Source organism: Nakamurella aerolata (assembly GCF_013002705.1).
In the GTDB taxonomy this organism is placed as follows: Bacteria; Actinomycetota; Actinomycetes; order Mycobacteriales; family Nakamurellaceae; genus Nakamurella; species Nakamurella aerolata.
In genome coordinates this window covers 131,791-150,191 of the sequence record NZ_JABEND010000005.1, presented here as the reverse complement: position 1 = coordinate 150,191, position 18,401 = coordinate 131,791, and the positions used below count along the sequence as shown (strand labels likewise).

The window sequence follows — 18,401 nt, the reverse complement described above, 5'->3', positions numbered from 1 at the left end:
GCACCGTGAGGCGACAGCGAGCGCGACAGCGAGCAATTCAGCGCAGCGAGCGCGAGATGAACGGTCGGGAACAGTGAGCGATCGGTTTCGTCATCCCGCGAAAGGTACGACGCCGCCGGAGTTTTCCGACGACGAGCGCGCCGAGGGGGTGCGACTGCAGAAGGTGCTGGCGGCCGCCGGAGTTGCGTCGCGGCGCAAGGCCGAGGAGATGATTCGGGACGGCCGGGTCACCGTTGACGGCATCGTCGTCACCGAGATGGGCATGCGCATCGATCCGGAGAATGCCGTGGTTCACGTTGACGGCGAACGGATCGGCACCCGCACCGACCAGCTGTACCTGGCGTTGAACAAACCGCCGGGCATGCTGTCGACGATGTCGGACGAGCAGGGCCGCCCGCACATCGGTGATCTGCTGGAGGACTGGCGGGTCTCCGAGCGGCTGTTCCACGTCGGCCGGCTCGACATGGATTCAGAGGGATTGTTGTTGCTCACCAACGATGGTGAGCTTGCGCATCGGCTCACCCACCCGTCGTTCGGGGTGCCGAAGACGTACATGGCGGAGATTCCGGGGCCGGTGCCGCGCGACCTCGGGCGTCGGCTGGGGCGTGGCGTCGAGCTGGACGACGGCCGCGTCGCGGTCGACGATTTCGAGGTGGTTGACGTGCACGGCGGCCGGGCCGTGGTGCGGGTGGTGCTGCACGAGGGGCGCAAGCACATCGTCCGCCGGATGCTGGCGGCGGTGGACCATCCGGTGTCGCGGTTGGTGCGTACCCAGATCGGTGAGGTGCAGCTGGGGCATCAGCGGCCGGGCACGTTGCGCAAGCTCAACCCGGTGGAAGTGTCGTTGCTGTACAAGGCGGTCGGGCTGTAGATGGACGCCGCCACCGGCGCCGTGCGCGCCACCCTCAGCTCCTTCGTGATCGCCATCGACGGACCCTCCGGCACCGGAAAGTCTACCGTTGCACGGACTTTGGCGACCCGACTCGGCGCCGGCTATCTCGACACTGGTGCCATGTACCGGATTGTCGCCGTTGCCATGCTTCGCGCCGACGTCGACCCGGACGATCGGGTGGCGGTGGCGGACCACCTGCCCTTCGTGCAGCTCGACACCCCGACCGATCCCCAGCAGCAGCGGCATCTGCTCACCACGGTGCTGCCGGGCAACGGTTCCAGCGGAACCGTCGATGTCACCGGTGAGATCCGGGAGCGGGCGGCGACAACGGCTGTGACGCCGGTGTCGGCGAACCCCGCGGTGCGGCACTGGCTGCTCGACCGGCAGCAGCAACTGGCGCATTCCGGGCGGATGGTGGTGGAGGGCAGGGACATCGGAACCGTGATCGCCCCGGACGCCCAGCTGAAGATCTACCTCACCGCCGACGCGGCCGAGCGCGCCAGGCGCCGGCATGCCGAGCAGACGTCAGGCGACGCAACGGATTCAGCGCTACCCGGATCGATACAGCCGGACGGCCTGGCCGCGGTGCAGGCCGACCTCGACCGTCGCGACCGGGTGGATTCCAGCCGCGACACCTCCCCGCTGCGCGCGGCCGCCGACGCCGTGCACGTCGACACCTCGACGATGACGATCCAGGAAGTGGTCGAACATTTGCTGGAACTTGCTGCGGCACGCGGGATCCGTGCCGACGCCACCGGCCGCACGATCGACACCGGCGACCTGACCGGCGGACCGGAGCAGGTCAGATGACGGACACGCCCACTGAGCCCGGCCGATCGCCGCAGCCGGGCGCACCGTCATCAGCATCGGGTTCCGGTCCGGCCCGGCAGCGCAGGTCGGGGCGGTTCTTCAACCTGCCGGGCCAGCGCGACGCCGCGCCCGCCGGTGCCACCGGCCTTGGGATGGACAACGGCCGCCGCATCGGCATCACCTTGTGGAACAGCTTCTACCGCCCCCGGTTGCTGCACACCGATCGCATCCCGGCCGACGAGCCGCTGGTGTTCGTCGCCAACCACACCAACTATGTCGACGGTGCCGTGCTTTTCGGGCTGTTGCCGCGGCGGATCTCGTTCCTGATCAAGGCCGAGGCGGTGCGCGGTCCGCTCGGCTGGTTGCTGACCGCTGTCGGCCAGTACGCGATCAAGCGCGGGGTGCCCGACCGGCGACCGATGCTGGACGCACTCGACCAGCTCAAGCGCGGTGGTTGCGTCGGCATCTTCCCGGAGGGCACCAGGGGAGACGGGTTGGTGGCCAACGTCTTTTCCGGGGCCGGTTGGCTCGCGGTGCGCTCCGGTGCCAGGGTGCAGCCGGTGGCCATCCGCGGCACGGCCCGCCCTGCCGGCCGCAGCAAGTGGCGTCGGCGGCTGCGACCCAAGGTCTACCTGTGGTGCGGTGAACCGTTCACGGTGAACAGTGGACCCGAGCAGCTGCGCGGCAAGAAGGCGGTCGACGCCGCGACCGCCGAGATCCAGCAGCGGCTGGTGGCACTGGTCGGCGAACTGGATCAGCAGTTGCAGAAAGGCTTGTCATGACGGACGTTTCGACACCGGGCCACCCCGCCGGCACCGAGTCGGGTTCCCCGGCCGACCCGCAGTTCGCCGACGGCAGCTGGTCGGACGAGAGTGATTTCACCGGCTGGGAAGACGCGACCGCCGAGGACGCCGGCGCGGCCGCGGACGATGGTGAAGGCACGTACGTCCCTACGGTCGGCGTGGTGGGCCGCCCGAACGTTGGCAAGTCGACGCTGGTGAACCGGATCATCGGCCGCCGCGAAGCAGTGGTGCAGGACATCCCCGGCGTCACCCGTGACGTGGTCAACTACGACGGGCTGTGGCGCGGCCGCCGGTTCACCGTTGTGGACTCCGGCGGCTGGGAACCGGACGCCCAGGGACTGCAGAAAGCCGTTGCGGCGCAGGCCGAACGGGCCATGTCGGCCACCGACGTCGTGGTGCTGGTGGTGGATGCATCGGTCGGCGCCACCAGTACGGACGAGGCCATCGCCAGGGTGCTGCGGCGGTCGAAGAAGCCGGTGATCCTGGTGGCGAACAAGGTCGATGACGAGCGCGCCGAGGCCGACATGGCCGAGCTGTGGAGCCTCGGCCTCGGCGAGCCGATCGGGGTCTCGGCGCTGCACGGGCGTGGCTCAGGGGATCTGCTCGACATCGTGCTGGACAAGCTGCCCACCGCGCCGGTGGAGCAGTTCGGTGCGGTGTCCGGCCCGCGCCGCGTCGCGCTGGTCGGTAAACCCAACGTCGGAAAGTCGTCGCTGTTGAACAAGCTGTCCAAGGACACCATTGCGGTGGTCGATTCGGTGGCCGGTACCACCGTCGACCCGGTCGATTCGCTGGTCGACCTTGACGGCGAGATCTGGCGGTTCGTCGACACCGCGGGGCTGCGGAAGCGCGTGAAAACCGCGCGGGGCATGGAGTTCTACGCCTCGCTGCGGACCCAGGCGGCGTTGGAGGCCGCCGAGGTGGCGATCGTGTTGATCGACTCGTCCGAGCCGCTCACCGAGCAGGACCAGCGGGTGATCTCCATGGTGGCCGATTCCGGCCGCGCGTTGGTGGTGGCGCTGAACAAGGCCGATCTGGTGGATGCCGACCGCAGGGCCGAGTCCGACGCCGAGCTGGAACGTGAACTCAACCGGGTGCCGTGGGCCGAGCGGATCAACATCTCCGCGCAGACCGGGCGCGGGGTGCACCGGCTCGCGCCGGCGCTGCGCCGGGCCCTGGAGTCGTGGGACAAACGGATCCCGACCGGGCAGCTCAACACCTGGCTCAAGGAACTTATCCAGGCGACGCCGCCGCCGGTCCGCGGTGGCCGGCAGCCGCGGGTGCTGTTCGCGACCCAGGCCAGCAACCGGCCGCCCACCTTCGTGCTGTTCACCACCGGATTCTTGGAGGCCGGCTACCGCCGGTTCATCGAGCGCCGGCTACGCGAAGACTTCGGGTTCGCCGGATCGCCGGTGCGGATCAACGTCCGCGTCAGGGAAAAGCGAGGCGCACCACGGGGTCGGCGGTGAGCCGGGGACCGCGCACCGGCGTCGACCCCGATCGGCTGGCCGCGCTGGACGGGCTGTTCACCGCCGAGCAACGGCAGATCGCCGCAGCGGTACGGAGGTTGTGCGATGCCGAGATCACCCCGAAGGTACCGCTGTGGTTCGAGGCGGGTGAGCTGCCCGACCCGCGCGGGTTGATGCGGCAGTTCGGCGAGCTCGGCCTGCTCGGCATGCACCTGTCCGGTTACGGTTGTGCCGGCCTGCCGGCCACCGACTACGGACTCGCCTGCCGCGAGCTTGAGGCCTGCGACTCCGGCATCCGATCGATGGTGTCGGTGCAGGGATCGCTTGCCATGTACGCGATCTGGCGGTTCGGCAGCGAAGAGCAGAAGCAGCAGTGGCTGCCGGGCATGGCCACCGGCGAGACCATCGGTTGTTTTGGTCTCACCGAGGCCGACCACGGATCCGACCCGGCCGGCATGCAGACCAGTGCCCGCCGAGACGGCCAGGGCGAGCAGGCCGACTGGGTGCTGAACGGATCGAAGATGTGGATCACCAACGGCAGCATCGCCGACGTCGCCGTGGTGTGGGCGCAAACCACCGACAGCCCAAGGGATATCCGAGGATTCCTGGTCCCGGCCAGCACCCCCGGATTCACCGCAGGCGAAATTGCCCACAAGCTCTCGCTGCGTGCCTCCGTCACCGCAGAGCTGGTGCTGCAGGACGTCCGGCTACCGGCCGACGCGGTGCTCCCCGCAGCCACCGGGTTGGCCGGCCCACTGTCCTGTCTGACCGAAGCGCGGTACGGGATCGCCTGGGGCGCCATGGGATCGGCGCGCAGCAGCCTGCACGCGGCCCTTGACTATGCACGGTCGCGGGAGCAGTTCGGCAAGCCGATCGGTGGGTTCCAGCTGACCCAGGCCAAGCTGGCAGACATGCTCGCCGAGTACGTCAAGGGCATGCTGTTGGCCGTGCACCTGGGCCGGCTGAAAGACGCGGGTGAGATCACCACCGAGCAGGTGAGCCTCGGCAAGCTGAACAACGTGCGGGAGGCGCTGCAGATCGCCCGCACCGCCCGAACCATCTTGGGCGCCAACGGGATCTCGCTGGAGTACCCGGTGATCCGGCACGCCGCGAACCTGGAGTCGGTGCTGACCTACGAGGGCACCGTTGAGATGCACACGCTGATCCTCGGTCAGGCGTTGACCGGCCAGAACGCTTTCCGCTGAACGCCAACCCGAGGGCGCGCGATCGCGTCCTGCGGGTGACCACATGCTGGCCCCGGCCGCGTCCGGCCCGGGGGAATCCGTTGCTGCTGCGCTGTTTTGGGATCAGCTGCCCGGCACGTACTGCTGCGCCCCGCGCAGGAAGTCGCCGGCGGTGCTGACGGCGTTCTTGGATGCCTCGCCGCCGACCAACAGCACCGCGAACGCCATGTCCTTCTGGGTGCCGACGAACCAGCCGTGCGATGTGCTGCCGTCGCCGTACTGAGCGGTGCCGGTCTTGCCGCCGACGCCGCCGATGTCGGCCAGTGCCTCGGCGGTGCCGTCGGACACCGTCGCCTTGAACATGGTCTGGAGCTGGCTGATCACCGAGCTGGACACCGCAGGGGGCTGCTGGTCGGCGACGGTCTTGGTGCCGGAAACCAGTGTCGGCGTCGGCAGTTTGCCGGCGGCAACGGTGGCCCCGGTCAGCGCCATGCCGAACGGTGACGCCACCACCTGCCACTGCCCGATGGCCTCCTCCACCCGCTCGAACGAGGTCTTGGCCACCGGCACCTTGCCGGTGACGGTGGTGATACCTGGGATGTTGTAGTCGACGCCCAGACCGAACTGCTTCGCCGTGTCGGACATCGCCTCGGGCGGAAGCTTGACCCCGAGACCGGCGATGGTGGTGTTGCACGACCGGGCGAACGCGGTGGTGAGCGGCACGGTGCCGAGCGCGAACTTGTTCTCGTTCGGGATGAGCCGGCCCTCGAGGTTTGCGGTGGCCGGGCACGCCAGCGGTGTCTGGGCGGTCACGTCGCCGTCGGCCAGCGCGGCCGCGACGGTCACGGTCTTGAAGGTGGAGCCCGGCGGGTAGAGACCGTTCAGCGCGATCGGCCCGAGTTCGTTGGCCTTGGCGTTCTGGGCGACCGCGAGAATGCCGCCGGTCGATGGCTGAATCGCCACGATAGCGGCAGGATACTTACTGTCCTGCAACGCCTTTTGTGCCGCGAGTTGGATCCCGGAGTCGATGCTGGTGCGCACCCGGCCGGAGCCGAGGGCGGTGCCATCGTTGACCGCCGCGGTGAGCTGGGTGAATACCGGCGACTCCAGCTCGGGGTTGTCGATGACGAATCGCGGCTGCGCAGCGGAGGTGACGCCGGGCAGCGCCTTCAGCGTTCTGATGGCGTCGGCCGCGGTGGTGGTGCGCAGGCTGACCAGGGTGAAGGGGGCGGTGCCGGACAGCTGCTCCTGAACCGAAGCGGTGGTGAACGAGGAGTCGATGGGTTGCAGCACTTTGGCCATGGTGGCGGCGGTGCCGGCCTTGTCGGTCACCTTGCTCGGGTCGACCGAGATCACCTCGACCGTCTGGTTGCTCATCAGCGGGCCGCCGTTGCGGTCGAGCAGGGTGACCGGGCCGCTCGCCACCGCGTTCGAGCTGGGCGCGCTGGAGCTCGGTGCCGCCGAAGACGCCGAAGACGCTGCTGACGGCGCGGCCGAGGAGCCGGGTGCCGAACTCGGGGCCGACGACTCCGGTGCCGATGGCTCGGTGGACGACAGGATCGGTCCTGAGCCGGTGTCGCCGGAGGCTTGAGGCGCGGACGACACCTCCACCGAGGACGGCTGTTGGCCGGATTGCGCGTTTCCCTGTTGCGTCCCGCTGGTCACCGTGATGACGGTCTCGCCGCCGCCCGAGCACGCCGCCAGCAACAGTGCCGTCGAGCTCAGCGCCACCGCGGCCACGGCCCGCCGCCGCCCTGGCCCGTTGACCGCCCGGGCGGGCGGTGCTGTTGTCGAGGCGGAGCCGGGGCGGGACGAGCGGAACGAACGCAGCTGCATGACTTCCAGTAAACCAACGCCTGAGCGCCTGTTCGGCTGCCGGCCAGAGCATTGCCTGCCGATCTGGTGACAATTGGCTGAGAATCCGGTGCGGGCGGGCGGGAGCGGTCCGGGGCACTGTGTCGGCGGCAGGGGCGGACGTGGCAGCCGCGGACATGGCGGGCACGGTGTGGGCTGTCACGGCGTGGCTGGCACCGGTGGCTGCCTCAACGCGGAAGATCGTCCACCGACTACGGTGCACGATCTTCCGCCGAGAGACGCCGGCTGCGCGCCCAGCGATGCAACACCAGGGTTTGACCGATCCATAACCCTGCGTTGGCGGCCGCCAGTGCGATCCACAGCCCGATCACCCCATGTGCTGAGGCGATCGGGAAGGCGGCAACACTGAGCGCGCCGTAGGCCAGCGCGAACGCCGCCAGTGACCCGGCGGTTCGCCGAATCCCGGCGAGTGCGAAACCAGCGCGGCGATCGCGGCGACCAACTGGTGGAGCCACAGCGGCGCGGCCGCCTTGGCGAGCTGCCCCGTCGAGACCGTGCCTGAGCGGCGCGGCGGGCTGGTGGTCCGCTCGTCGTCGCTCACATCGCCATTCAACGCTGCCTACCAGCCGTTCCGCCCCCGACCCATTCCGCCCGAGCATGCGCCGGCGCGGAAGATCGTGCACCGAGTACGGTGCACGATCTTCCGCGCCGATGCGTGCGGGGTGTGGTGCGGCTCGATGCTCGCCTTGACGGCGCTCAGTGCGGCGGGGTGTCCGGCCGCGCCTTGGCCGGTAGCAGCACGGTGAGCGCGAGTGCCACCACGACGAATGCCACCGCGGCCAGCAGGGTGAGTTGAGTGGCGTGACCGAAGGTGGCGATGCGGTCGCCGCGCGGATGCCCTGCCACCGAGAAGAATACGGTGCCGAGCACCGCCACCCCCAGCGACCCGCCGACCTGCTGCACGGATGTCATGGAACCGGACGCCGAGCCCGACTCGTGCTCGTCGACACCGGCCAGCACGATGTCGAAGAAGGGTGCCATCGACAGACCCATCCCGATGCCGACAAGGCCGAGCGGAGCGGCCATCGACCAGATGCTGATGCTGTCGCCGGCCCAGCCGATGACGGCGGCGAACAACAACAGACCCAGCGCAACGATGGGCATGCCGATCATCATCAGCGTGCGACCCAGCCTGGTGTTGAGTCCTTGTGCCACAGCGAATCCGAGCATCATCCCGAGCGCTTGCGGCAGTGCGGTAAGCCCCGCCTTCAGCGGGCTGAACCCGAGCCCGATCTGGGTGTAGAGGCTGACGATCAAATCCAAACCCATCAGCGCCGAGAAGAACGCCAGCCCGGTCGCGAGACCGGCGAGGAAGGCCCGCTTGCGGAACAGGCTCGGCAACACCAGGGTGGACCGACCCCGCCGGCCCCGACGCAGCTGCACCGCGGCGAACAAGGCGAACGTCACCGCCGCGCCGGCGAGCATCAGGAAAGCCCATGCCGGCCAACCATTCTCCCGCCCCTGCACCAGTGGGTACACCAGCAGGAACATCCCGCCGGACGCCAGTACCGCGCCGGGGACATCCAGCGTGACACCGGGTTGGGGCCGGTTCGCCGGCAGGAACCGCAGCGCCAGCAGCACGGCGAGCACGCCGATCGGAATGTTGATCGCGAAGATCGCGCGCCAGCCCCAGCCGAACACGTCGGCGTCCACCAGCCAGCCGGCGAGCACCGGCCCGCCGACGGCGCCGATACCCATCAGTGGGCCGAAGGCACCGAACGCCTTGCCCATCTCCGCCGGCGGGAACATCTCCTTGATCAGTCCAAGGCCCTGCGGCAAAAGCATTGCGCCGCAAAGGCCCTGTAGCACTCGTGCGAACACCAGCACCCCGGGTGACGGGGCCAGCGCACACACCAACGAGAACAACGTGAAGCCGGCGATGCCGATCACGAACATGAGCTTGCGGCCGAAGATGTCGCCCAGCCGGCCACCGATCAGCAAGCCGGCCGCCATTGCGAGGGTGTACCCGGCCGACAGCCACTGGATGGTGGTCTCGCCCCCGCCGAGGTCGCGGACGATGGTGGGCCCGGCAATGGTGGTGATCAGTGCGTCCAGCAGGTCCATCACGTCGGCCAACAGCACCACCAGCAGGGCGGGCCAACGCCATCGGTAGGCGGTACCGGCGGCGGGCCCGGGCGGGTCGGCCGGCCCCGGCGGCTCGGTCTTGATGGTGGTGGCGCCGGGACTGTCCGGCGGGTCGTTGTGCTGGGTGGGGACGGTGCTCATGGAGGCTCCGGTGGTCAGGGAAAAGTCGAATAGCGGGACTGTGGAACGAACAGTGTTCGTGCACGACGAACACTGTTCTACAACCGGAACCGTGCGCTGTCAAGAACACTGTTCGTGAAACGGGAACGGTGTTCGTGATTGTTAGGCTCGCGGTGGCAACCGAGCGCTCAGCAAGAGAGGTGGCCGTGGCCCAGAGCAGACCGAGCGGCGCCGAACGGCCGAACCGCCGGAACACGCCGGCGCCCGGCGCCGACCGGCGCACGGAGCAGCGGGGTGCCGGTCAGCAGCCCACCGACCAGCGACAAGGTCGGCGGGAGCCCGCGCCGGAGCGCCGGCTTGCCGACGACGCCCGCCAGGCCAAAGCGGCCGCTTCCCGTGCCGCCAAGGCGGCCGCTCGAGAAGCGGCACGGGGGGCGCTGCAGGGTGCCGTCAGCGGGGCGCGCCGAGAACTGGAGGACTTCCCGCAACTGCCGTGGCGCAACTTCGCGCGCCCGGCACGCTCGCGGTCGCACATCTCCCAGGAGCGCATCGTCGAGGTGGCGTCGGCGCTGGTGGATGCCGAGGGCACCGAAGCCGTCACCATGCGGCGGATTGCCGGTGAGCTCGGAACGGGCCCATCCAGTCTGTACGCACACGTCTCCGGCCGGGACGAGGTGCTCGCCAGGGTGTACGAGCTTGCCATGGTCGAGATCGCTGACGCCGTGCCGGATCTCAGCGATGCGTCCTGGCAGGAAGCGTTGCGCGCCTGGGCACTTGCCAACTATCAGGTACTCGGGCGGCACCAGGATCTGGCCAGGATCAGCTTCGCCGATGTGCCGACGGGGCCGCGCTCGTTCGACCTGGTTGAGCAGATGCTGGCGCTGATGATCGGCCAGGGCGTGCCGCCAAGGGTGGCCGCGCTGGCGCTGGACCAGCTCGCGCTCTACATCGGGGCCAGCTCGTTCGAGAACTGGCTGGTGGTCGAGCGCATCCGCGGTGGCGACCGGAGCCTGGATGCGATCCAGGTGCGGGAGCGTGTCCAGCAGTGGGTCGACGGCCTGCGGGAGTACTTCACGGCGCTGCCGCCGGAGCGGTACCCGACCATCATGGCTCACGTCGCCGAGCTGGTCGATGCCGACCACATCGACAGGTTCGAGTTCGGACTCGACGTGCTGATCGCCGGGTTGGAACGCACCGCGGAGCGCGAGCGCGCTGTCGGCAAGCATGAGACGTAGCTGCTGCGGGTGTCACCGCAGGTTCACGTGACGTTCGTCTGACACCCACCCGGCAGCACACTCGTTGTCTTCCCGCGGATGTGGTGATGACACCCGTGCGGATCGCGATCGTGGCGGAGTCGTTCCTGCCCCACATGAACGGGGTAACGGGATCGGTGCTGCGCGTGCTCGACCAGCTCGCCGTTCGCGGGCATCAGGCGGTGGTGATCGCGGCCGGGCACGGCGCTCCCTACGCCTACCGGGACACCCCGGTGCTGCACCTGCCGTCGGTAGGATTGCCGCGCTATCCACAGGTCCGGCTCTGCCTGGCCTCCCAGCGCCGGATGACGGACATGCTGTCGGCGTTCGCGCCGGACGTTGTGCACCTGGCGTCACCCCTGTTACTGGGTAACACTGCGATGAAAGCCGCTGTCGCGCAGCACCTTCCGACCGTCGCGGTGTTCCAGACCGATGTGGCCGCCTTCGCCGACCGCTACGGGTTTCCCGGCTGGTCCGCCCGGATCTGGGCGCGGACTGTGGAGATTCACCAGCAGGCGGACCTGACGCTCGCGCCGTCGCGGCACTCGGCAACCGAACTTGCGGCACGGGGTATTCCGCGCGTGCAGTTGTGGGGTAGAGGCGTTGACGCGCAGCGCTTCTCGCCGACACGACGGGACCAGACACTGCGGGCGAGGTGGCAGCGCGGTGACACCGGGATCCGGCTGGTCGGCTATCTGGGGCGGTTGGCCCCGGAGAAGCAACTGGAAGACCTGGCAGCCCTGGCGGGTCTGCCTCGTACCCGGCTGGTCTTCATCGGCGACGGCCCGAGCCGGTCCAAGCTGCAGACCCAGTTCCCGGAGGCAGTGTTCACCGGTCACCTCGACGGCCTGGAGCTGCCGGCCGCGGTGGCAGCGCTGGACGTGATGGTGCACCCGGGGGAGAGCGAGACGTTCTGCCAGTCGGTGCAGGAAACCCTGGCGAGCGGTGTCCCGGTGGTCGCTCCGCGCATCGGCGGCCCGGCCGAGCTGGTCGACTCGTCCCGCACCGGATGGCTGTACCCACCGGGCGATCTGGCCGGAATGCGCGCTGCCGTCGCCGATCTGGCCGGTGACGCCGCCAAACGCCGGGCGTTCAGCGCTGCGGCAAGAGCGGCGGTGGCGCCGCGGTCGTGGAGTCGGCTGGGCGACGCGCTGATCGAGCACTACCGAGCCGTGCTGGACCGCCGCCCAGCGGTGCGCCGGAGCGCGTGATGGGCGGGCTGCACATCGTCGCCGTCGCCAACTTCTACGGGCCCCGCAGCGGTGGCCTGCGGACCTGCCTGCAACAGCTCGGGCGTGGCTACCGCGCTGCCGGCCACGGGTACACGGTGGTGGTGCCGGGCGCGCGCAACACCGTGTCCGACAATGATTTCGGCCGGGTGTACACGGTCCGCGGCCCGCGGGTGCCCGGTACCGGCGGTTACCGGGTGGTGCTGCGTCGGCAGCTGGTGGCCGAGTTGCTGTCCGAGCTGCGGCCGGATCGGCTGGAGGTCTCCGATCGCACCACGCTGCATGCTCTGGTCGGTTGGGCCCGGCGGCACCGGGTGCCGTCGGTGTTCTACGCCCACGAACGGGTGGACGGGGTGCTGCGGGCGATGCGACTCCCGGCCTGGGCCGCGACCCGCCTTGCCGATCTGCGGAACCGGCAGACGGCGTACTCTTTCGATGCGGTTGTCGCCACGACGGCGTTCGCCGCCGGCGAGTTCGACCGCATCGACGCTGCGGTACAACGGATTCCGTTGGGGGTGGACCTGAACGCTTTCCATCCCGGCGCGGCAGCAGATGCCAATAGCGGAGCCGCCCAACAGGTTTCCGCATATCAGCTGCTGCTGTGCAGCCGGCTGTCGGTGGAGAAGCGACCGGAGCTGGCACTGCAGACGGTGGCGGAGCTGGCGCGGCGCAACGTGTCTGTGACGTTGACGGTCGCGGGCGACGGGCCGCGCCGGGCCGCGCTGGAGCAGTCGGCAGCTGGACTCCCGGTACGGTTTCTCGGCTTCGTCGCCGACCGGCAGCGACTGGCCGGGTTGCTGGCCGACGCCGACGTGCTGTTGGCACCAGGACCCATCGAGACGTTCGGTCTGGCCGCGCTCGAGGCGCTGGCATCCGGCACGCCCGCCGTCGTGCACGCGGCGTCGGCGCTGCCCGAGGTGATCGGCGACGATCCGGCGGCCGGCGCGGCGGCTGCCGGGCCTGAGGAGATGGCGGATGCCGTGCAGCGGTTGCTGACGATTCCACGGTCCGACCGCCGGTTGGCCGCGCGCCGACGGGCCGAGCGGTTCCCCTGGGAGGCCACCACGGCAGCGCTGCTGCAGCTGCACGAAGGCCTTGGCGAGCAGCTGTCGGCTGCGTCCGCCGCGTCGGCAGCATCGGCCGCATCGGCGGGCCGGGCCGGATCGTGGGACCTGCGATGACGATCGTCACGCCGGCCAACGATCCCGGCACCGCGGAACCGGCACGCCGCGTCGTCGCATCCGAACCGGCTGGGCCGGTGCTGGTCCCGCGGGTGGTGACCAGACTGATACCCGGAACCCCGGCGCCCCTGGTGGTGGCGCTGGGCGACTCCGTGACCGCGGGAGTCGGCGACAGCGCCGGGGCGGTGAGCGGCTGGTCCGCGCACCTCGCGCATCGAATGCGGGCCAGGCACTGCAATCTCGGTCGCAACGGCGCAAGAGCGGCCGACGTCCGGCAGCAGCAGCTACCGGTCGCGCTGACCAGTGGGGCCCGGCTGGCGACGGTGTTCATCGGCGGAAACGACGTGCTGCGCGGCGATTTCGACCCCGACAGCGTCTGTACCGATGCCGCCGCGACCCTGACCGCGTTGCGACAGGCCGACATTCAGCCCCTGCTGGTGCTGCCGCCGATGGTGGGGCCGGAGCTGCCGGCGCCCGCCGCGGTACGGCGGGTGCTCGGGCGGCGTACCGAACAGCTGCGCGAGGCTCTGCTGGTGGCGGTGCTGCTGGCCGAAGCGGCGGCCGGTTCGGTGCTGACCGTTGACGCGCAACAGGTTCGGGCGCAGGCTGGCGCGTCGGTGTTCCATATCGATCGTATCCATCCGTCACCGACCGGGCACCGGTTGCTGGCAGCGCATGCCGCCCGGCGGCTGGTGCGGGCCGGCTGGGTGGACAGCGGACGCGTCGTTCCGGTGCCGCCGGTGCCGTCGCTGCCGTTGCGGGTGGGTTGGTTGGTGGCTCGTGGGCTGCCGTGGTTGGCCAGGCGCAGCCGGGATCTGCTGCCCGAACTGGCGAGTGTCGTCTGGCGCGAGGAGATCGCGCCCGCGCTGGCTTCGCGGCGTTGATCCACCTGTGATCCGACGCCGATCCAGGTGCTATGCGCAGGGCACCCGTTGGTGTGGATTCCGTGCGGCGGTGGCGGTGTGGCCGGTCGCCCCGCCCGTCGCGGCCGGTCAGCCCGCCGGTCGCGGCCGGCGGTGGCCCGGTGTGCGGAGATCGCCGACCGCGGTGAGTAGCACCGTCAACAGCAAGACCCCGCCGTATCCGGCGATGGCGATGTGCAGCCCGAAAGCCTCGCTGCCGCCGAGGATCTGTGCGATCGTGACCACCCCGCCGCCAACGGCGATCCCGAGCGACTGGCCAAGCCCTTCGGCCAGGATCACCGCGGTGGCAAGGGCGGGGGCGTCGGGGGAGTACGGGCCGGGCTGCGCCGTCGTCGCCCTCACGTAGGTGACCGGATACAGCAGCCCCATGCCCGCCCCCGAAACCGCCCACAGGCCAAGGAACATCGGGCCGCTGACGACGCCGGTGAACTGGGTGATGCTGAGAACGACGACGGCCCCTGCCAAGAGCGCGACTCCACAGCGCAGCGTTGTGGTTTCGCCGATGCGGTTGGCCAGATTCGGTTGTACCAGCGCGGTAAGGGCCCAGGCGGCGCCCGCGGCGCCGAGCCCGACGCCGGCCCAGCCGATGGCGATGCCGTCGGCCCTGGTGAGGGCGGCGGTGAGCAGCGAATCGGCGCCGAAATAGCCGAATGCGATGACGCCGAGCAACGCAAGGTAACGCTGCGGACCCGGTCTGGCGGTGAGCGTCCCGTCCGGAAGCAGTTGGCGGGCACCGACAATCGCCAGCAGCGGGCCGAAGAAGGCCCACCCGCCGGTGCTGGATCCGAAGGTGAACAGCCCCATGCCGATCGGCAGCATGGCCCGAGCGACCCAGCGATGACGAGGCCCCTTGGCATCGTTGTCGGCGGTCGAATGCGAACCAGCGGCGGCGACGGCAGCCCGGGCGACCAGCACGCGGGCGAGCAGCGCCAGCGGCAGTGGGAACAACAGCGCCCAGCGCCAACCCACCAGGTGCACCGAGGCCACCGCCAGCGGCGGGCCGAACAGGCCAGGCACGATCCACATCGCGGACGTCAACGACAGCAACCGTTTTCGGAACCGCAGCGGGATGCTGGCGATCACTGCGCTGATCCCGAAGACGCCGAGCAGCGAGCCTCCGAAGGTGGCCAGCAGGCGGCCGATCGCGAACAGCCACGCCGAGTGGGCGAGCGCCGAGAGTGCGGTGCCGCCAACGGAGATCACGATTCCGGTGGTGAACATCGGCGCCGAACCGAACCGGCGCAGCAACGGACGGGCCAGTGGCAGCGCGGCGAACATGCCGACCGCGCCGGCCGACAGCAGCAACGGATACTGGCGCTGCGCATCGAGCTCGTCGACCACGCTCGGCACCACGACCGCCGAGAAATAGACCGTGATGCCGGCCGCGAACTCCATCATCATGACGCCGATGGCGAGCGCGGCGTAGGGCGACCTCAGCAACTCCCGCATGCCCGCGGCGGGCTGCGCTTCCGCGGGAGCGCTCGCCGGCGGCTCGTTCGATCGCATGCGAGAATGCTAGCAAGTGACTAGTCGTGCTGTGGGTCGGCCGCTGGCAGGGCGGCGTGCGGTCGGTGGCGGGCAAATCCGCCGCACGGCTGCGGTAGTCTTGGCTCGGCTCGCTGGGCGGGCCGACAACAGAACACGGGCTGTGGCGCAGCTTGGTAGCGCACTTGACTGGGGGTCAAGGGGTCGCAGGTTCAAATCCTGTCAGCCCGACGTATGTGATGTCGCTGGATGTGATGTCTCTGGACATCGGAATGGGCCGGACCTGCATCGTGCAGGTTCGGCCTAAATTCTTTGGTGGGCAGTTTCGCTGGCCGGCGATGCGGAGTGTTGCGGGCGCCCGCCCAGTCGATCTTGTCGTGGCGGTCCTGGCTGTCGTGGGTCGGGCGGGAGACAGGGGCTCTAGGCAGCGAGTGCGCCGCGGCAGCAGCGGCCGTGCTATTGCGCCCGCGTTGCGAGTGTCGCGAGAAGATATGTGTCCCAGTATTCGCGAATTCGGTGGATTCCGGTTGCATCGTGGTCGATGATCGCGACAAGAGGCACGTCGACCGCGGCGCCATTGGACGTTCGGTACGTCCCGGTGTACTCGGCCAGGTAGCGGGACGGCGTCACCTGCTCAATGGTGGGTTCACCGACCGTCAGACCTCCCGCCTGAACCGCCGCCAGGTGCCTGCGCACGGCAGGCTTTCCGTCGATTCGCGCCGGTAGACCTAGGGTCGGCCCGTACGGGAACTCAACGGTGACGTCGTCGGCCAGATGGTCGAAGAAGGCGTCACCGTTGTTGAAGTCGGCCAGCGCCGTCCGAAGACCTTCCGTCGTCATCACGCTTCCTCCCGTCGTGCATCGCTGGATCCGACTGCTGTGAACACGGTCGCTCTCACCAGTGGGAGACGTTCGAGGCAAGCGATATGCGTCCCTGCAGGCGAGCGAGGGTCATCCATCATGATAGGCAATCGATCCGGAGCAAGACCCGCCGCGTCGGCTGCTGCAGTACCGTTTCGCCGCGCCGCGCCGGCCGAACGGCGCGTCCGACCTGCGAGACCAGCATGGCAGCTAGGGCGTTGCGCGCATCCAGCTGGTGATCTGCTCACCGGCGGTGACGGCGGCGTCGATGGTGTTGGTGGCCGGTGGCAGCGCGCATGCGGTGAGTTCGGAGTAGCCGCGTGGGCCGTTGACCGCGCGGTTGAGATCAAGGGTGAAATCGAAACCGTCGCCCCGGTGGCCGTCTGGGAAGGGAATGAAAACCACCCAGCCGCCGGGATAGGTGGTGTGGCCGCTGGTCGCATCGCGGAACGAAAGGTGGTATTCGCGTCCAGGTGCCGAATAGACCTGAAGCCGGTACTCGCGACCGGCAACGGTGACATCGACTGTGCCGTAACGGAAAACGCTCTTGATGCCGGTGTGGTGGGCGATCTGCAGATCGAGTGTCCCTGCCTCGGTTGCCGGCTCGAAGCGGGCCGGCAGTACCCAGGCGGGGTCGTACGGATACGCCGGTACGCCGAGCCGTTCGATACGCGCCCTGGCGACCGGGTCGTAACCGAAGAGCCCGTCGGCTGCGGTGATGGTGCGCCACCAATCGGCCCTGAAGCGCTGCCAGGAACGGTATGAATCGTCGGTCGTTGTGGTGTTCATTGCTGAGCTCCCTTGGTGGTGAACGTGGCAGCGACCAGTCCCAGCAGGCACAGTCCGGCAGTGAGCGCCAGCCCGATGGACAGCGTGGCGTCGGTGACCGGCACGGTCGCGCTGGTGGTGGCGGCGACGATGGCAGCGGTGATCTGGGTGGTGAGAATGCTGCCGACACTGCGGGCGATGTTGTTGAATCCGTTGGCCGCTCCGGTGCGGCGCACCGGGACGTGCACGCTGATCAGCCGGGGCTGACTGGCGAAGACGAAGCCGGTGCCGAGTCCGACCACCGCATAGCAGACGACGTGTTGCCAGATGTGCTGGTGCCAGCCGGCCAATGCCAGCGTCGCCACGGCGATCAGACCAAATCCGGCAACTAACGGGGTGCGAGGTCCGGTGCGGGCGGCGAGCTTGGTGGTCAGGGCGCTGCCCAACAGCAGGGTGAGCGCGCCGGGCAACAGAATCAGCCCGGCCAGGGTGATGCTGCCGCCGAACCCCACCTGGTTCGGCGCCGATCCGTCGCCGGCCTGCGCCCAGAGCGGCAGCAGCAGATAGAACGGATACGACACGGCGCCGATCAGCAGCGCGGTGAGGTGGGTGGCCACCAGGCCAGGGTCGGCAAGCTCGGCAACGTCCAGCAGCGGACGGGAGCGCCGGCGCTCGACGAGACCCAGCAACACCAGCACCGCGAGACCGGCCGCGACGATCAGCCACACCCAGACCGACGTCCACCCCCAGCTCGTGCCTTGCGTCAGGCCGACGAGGATGGTGGTGAGGCCGATGGTCAGCATCACCGCACCGAGCAGGTCGAAGTGACCACCCGTTCGCCCGGCGGTGGGGTCGGTCGGAACCACCGCAAGGACGATGCCGCCGGCGAGTGCGGCCAAGATGGCGCCGAGACCGAACAGCGCGTGCCAACTCAGCAGGTCGGTGAGCAGGCCACCGATCACCAGCCCGACCCCGGCGCCCGCGCCGCCGATCCCCGCCAACACCGCCGCCGCCGAGGTTTGCCTGGCCCCCGAAACGACTCGGCGGACCACGGCGAACGACAGCGGAAGAATCGCCAGCGACACCCCCTGCACGATCCGCGCCGCGATGAGGACCTCGATGGTCGGCGCGATCACCGCCGCGACCGAGCCCACCGCGAAGACGCCGAGGGTGACAACCAGGACGTTGCGCGGGCCGCGGCCGTCGCCGAGTGCGCCGACGATGGGGCTGAGCACCGCGCCGGCGAGCAGGAAGGCGGACAGCACCCACGCGCCAATCGCCGGTGACGCCCGTAGATCGGCCTGGATCGGTGCCAGCGCCGGCACCACCAGCGTCTGGGCGAGCGCGTACCCGAAGACGGCGAACGCAAGTGCACCGGTGACGGCGCGGTCGCTCGGCGCGGTGGCCGGCGGGTGAGTCTCGGTGATGTCGAGAGCGGAACGAGCCATGGAATTACCGTAGGA

General features: G+C 69.5%; 17 protein-coding genes and 1 tRNA gene. 11 read left to right on the top strand and 7 right to left on the bottom strand.

Annotation, left to right across the window (positions count from 1 at the left end):
- Nucleotides 1-73: 73 nt before the first annotated feature.
- Genes HKD39_RS10625 through HKD39_RS10605 form a run of 5 tightly spaced genes read left to right on the top strand, consistent with a single transcriptional unit; the run spans nt 74 to nt 5,179 of the window.
- Nucleotides 74-871 carry a pseudouridine synthase gene (locus HKD39_RS10625; protein ID WP_425488444.1) on the top strand — a complete coding sequence of 266 codons (798 nt, stop codon included), beginning with the start codon at nt 74-76 and terminating at the stop codon, nt 869-871.
- Complete coding sequence (cmk, locus tag HKD39_RS10620) at nt 872-1,702, top strand: (d)CMP kinase (protein ID WP_171199844.1); 831 nt, start codon at nt 872-874, stop codon at nt 1,700-1,702.
- Nucleotides 1,699-2,484, top strand: coding sequence for a lysophospholipid acyltransferase family protein (locus HKD39_RS10615; protein ID WP_171199843.1), 786 nt, complete (start codon nt 1,699-1,701; stop codon nt 2,482-2,484). The genes cmk and HKD39_RS10615 overlap by 4 nt, the downstream gene beginning before the upstream one ends.
- Nucleotides 2,481-3,974, top strand: coding sequence for a ribosome biogenesis GTPase Der (der, locus tag HKD39_RS10610; RefSeq protein ID WP_171199842.1), 1,494 nt, complete (start codon nt 2,481-2,483; stop codon nt 3,972-3,974). The genes HKD39_RS10615 and der overlap by 4 nt, the downstream gene beginning before the upstream one ends.
- A complete protein-coding gene (locus tag HKD39_RS10605) occupies nt 3,971-5,179 on the top strand; it encodes an acyl-CoA dehydrogenase family protein (RefSeq protein ID WP_171199841.1) in 1,209 nt (402 codons plus the stop codon). Before der ends, HKD39_RS10605 begins: the two co-directional genes overlap by 4 nt.
- A 102-nt stretch (nt 5,180-5,281) precedes the next feature.
- Here the strand turns inward: HKD39_RS10605 and HKD39_RS10600 are convergent, their stop codons facing one another.
- Entirely contained in the window at nt 5,282-6,583 is a 1,302-nt protein-coding gene (locus HKD39_RS10600) for a penicillin-binding transpeptidase domain-containing protein (RefSeq protein WP_171199840.1), read from the bottom strand.
- Here HKD39_RS10600 and HKD39_RS10595 point away from each other — a divergent pair.
- Complete coding sequence (locus tag HKD39_RS10595; RefSeq protein WP_171199839.1) at nt 6,564-6,749, top strand: hypothetical protein; 186 nt, start codon at nt 6,564-6,566, stop codon at nt 6,747-6,749. The genes HKD39_RS10600 and HKD39_RS10595 overlap by 20 nt on opposite strands.
- A 591-nt stretch (nt 6,750-7,340) precedes the next feature.
- Here the strand turns inward: HKD39_RS10595 and HKD39_RS10590 are convergent.
- A complete protein-coding gene (locus HKD39_RS10590) occupies nt 7,341-7,574 on the bottom strand; it encodes a hypothetical protein (protein WP_171199838.1) in 234 nt (77 codons plus the stop codon).
- 155 nt (nt 7,575-7,729) lie between these two features.
- The gene (locus tag HKD39_RS10585; protein WP_171199837.1) at nt 7,730-9,259 is read right to left on the bottom strand and encodes an MFS transporter; all 1,530 of its coding nucleotides are present in this window, start codon (nt 9,257-9,259) and stop codon (nt 7,730-7,732) included.
- 185 nt (nt 9,260-9,444) lie between these two features.
- On the opposite strand from HKD39_RS10585, the gene HKD39_RS19585 reads away from it, so the two are divergent.
- From HKD39_RS19585 to HKD39_RS10565, 4 genes are all read left to right on the top strand, one after another.
- Nucleotides 9,445-10,473: a TetR/AcrR family transcriptional regulator C-terminal domain-containing protein gene (locus HKD39_RS19585; RefSeq protein ID WP_171199836.1), complete on the top strand. Its 1,029-nt coding sequence runs from the start codon at nt 9,445-9,447 to the stop codon at nt 10,471-10,473.
- Between the two features lie 86 nt (nt 10,474-10,559).
- Entirely contained in the window at nt 10,560-11,702 is a 1,143-nt protein-coding gene (locus tag HKD39_RS10575) for a glycosyltransferase family 4 protein (protein WP_212754418.1), read from the top strand.
- Nucleotides 11,702-12,901, top strand: a complete 1,200-nt coding sequence (locus HKD39_RS10570; RefSeq protein WP_171199835.1) for a glycosyltransferase — start codon at nt 11,702-11,704, stop codon at nt 12,899-12,901. The genes HKD39_RS10575 and HKD39_RS10570 overlap by 1 nt, the downstream gene beginning before the upstream one ends.
- Entirely contained in the window at nt 12,898-13,785 is an 888-nt protein-coding gene (locus HKD39_RS10565; protein ID WP_171199834.1) for a GDSL-type esterase/lipase family protein, read from the top strand. Before HKD39_RS10570 ends, HKD39_RS10565 begins: the two co-directional genes overlap by 4 nt.
- A gap of 108 nt (nt 13,786-13,893) precedes the next feature.
- Here HKD39_RS10565 and HKD39_RS10560 read toward each other — a convergent pair whose 3' ends face one another.
- The gene (locus HKD39_RS10560; protein ID WP_171199833.1) at nt 13,894-15,330 is read right to left on the bottom strand and encodes an MFS transporter; all 1,437 of its coding nucleotides are present in this window, start codon (nt 15,328-15,330) and stop codon (nt 13,894-13,896) included.
- 136 nt (nt 15,331-15,466) lie between these two features.
- On the opposite strand from HKD39_RS10560, the gene HKD39_RS10555 reads away from it, so the two are divergent.
- Nucleotides 15,467-15,540 (top strand) — tRNA-Pro (locus HKD39_RS10555).
- Nucleotides 15,541-15,765: 225 nt separating this feature from the next.
- Here the strand turns inward: HKD39_RS10555 and HKD39_RS10550 are convergent.
- The 3 genes from HKD39_RS10550 to HKD39_RS10540 form a co-directional block, all read right to left on the bottom strand.
- Nucleotides 15,766-16,149: a nuclear transport factor 2 family protein gene (locus tag HKD39_RS10550; RefSeq protein WP_171199832.1), complete on the bottom strand. Its 384-nt coding sequence runs from the start codon at nt 16,147-16,149 to the stop codon at nt 15,766-15,768.
- Nucleotides 16,150-16,380: 231 nt separating this feature from the next.
- Nucleotides 16,381-16,959, bottom strand: a complete 579-nt coding sequence (locus tag HKD39_RS10545; protein WP_171199831.1) for a DUF1684 domain-containing protein — start codon at nt 16,957-16,959, stop codon at nt 16,381-16,383.
- Nucleotides 16,956-18,386 (bottom strand): MFS transporter, encoded by a 1,431-nt coding sequence (locus HKD39_RS10540; protein ID WP_171199830.1) that lies wholly within the window; start codon nt 18,384-18,386, stop codon nt 16,956-16,958. Before HKD39_RS10540 ends, HKD39_RS10545 begins: the two co-directional genes overlap by 4 nt.
- Nucleotides 18,387-18,401: the final 15 nt, after the last annotated feature.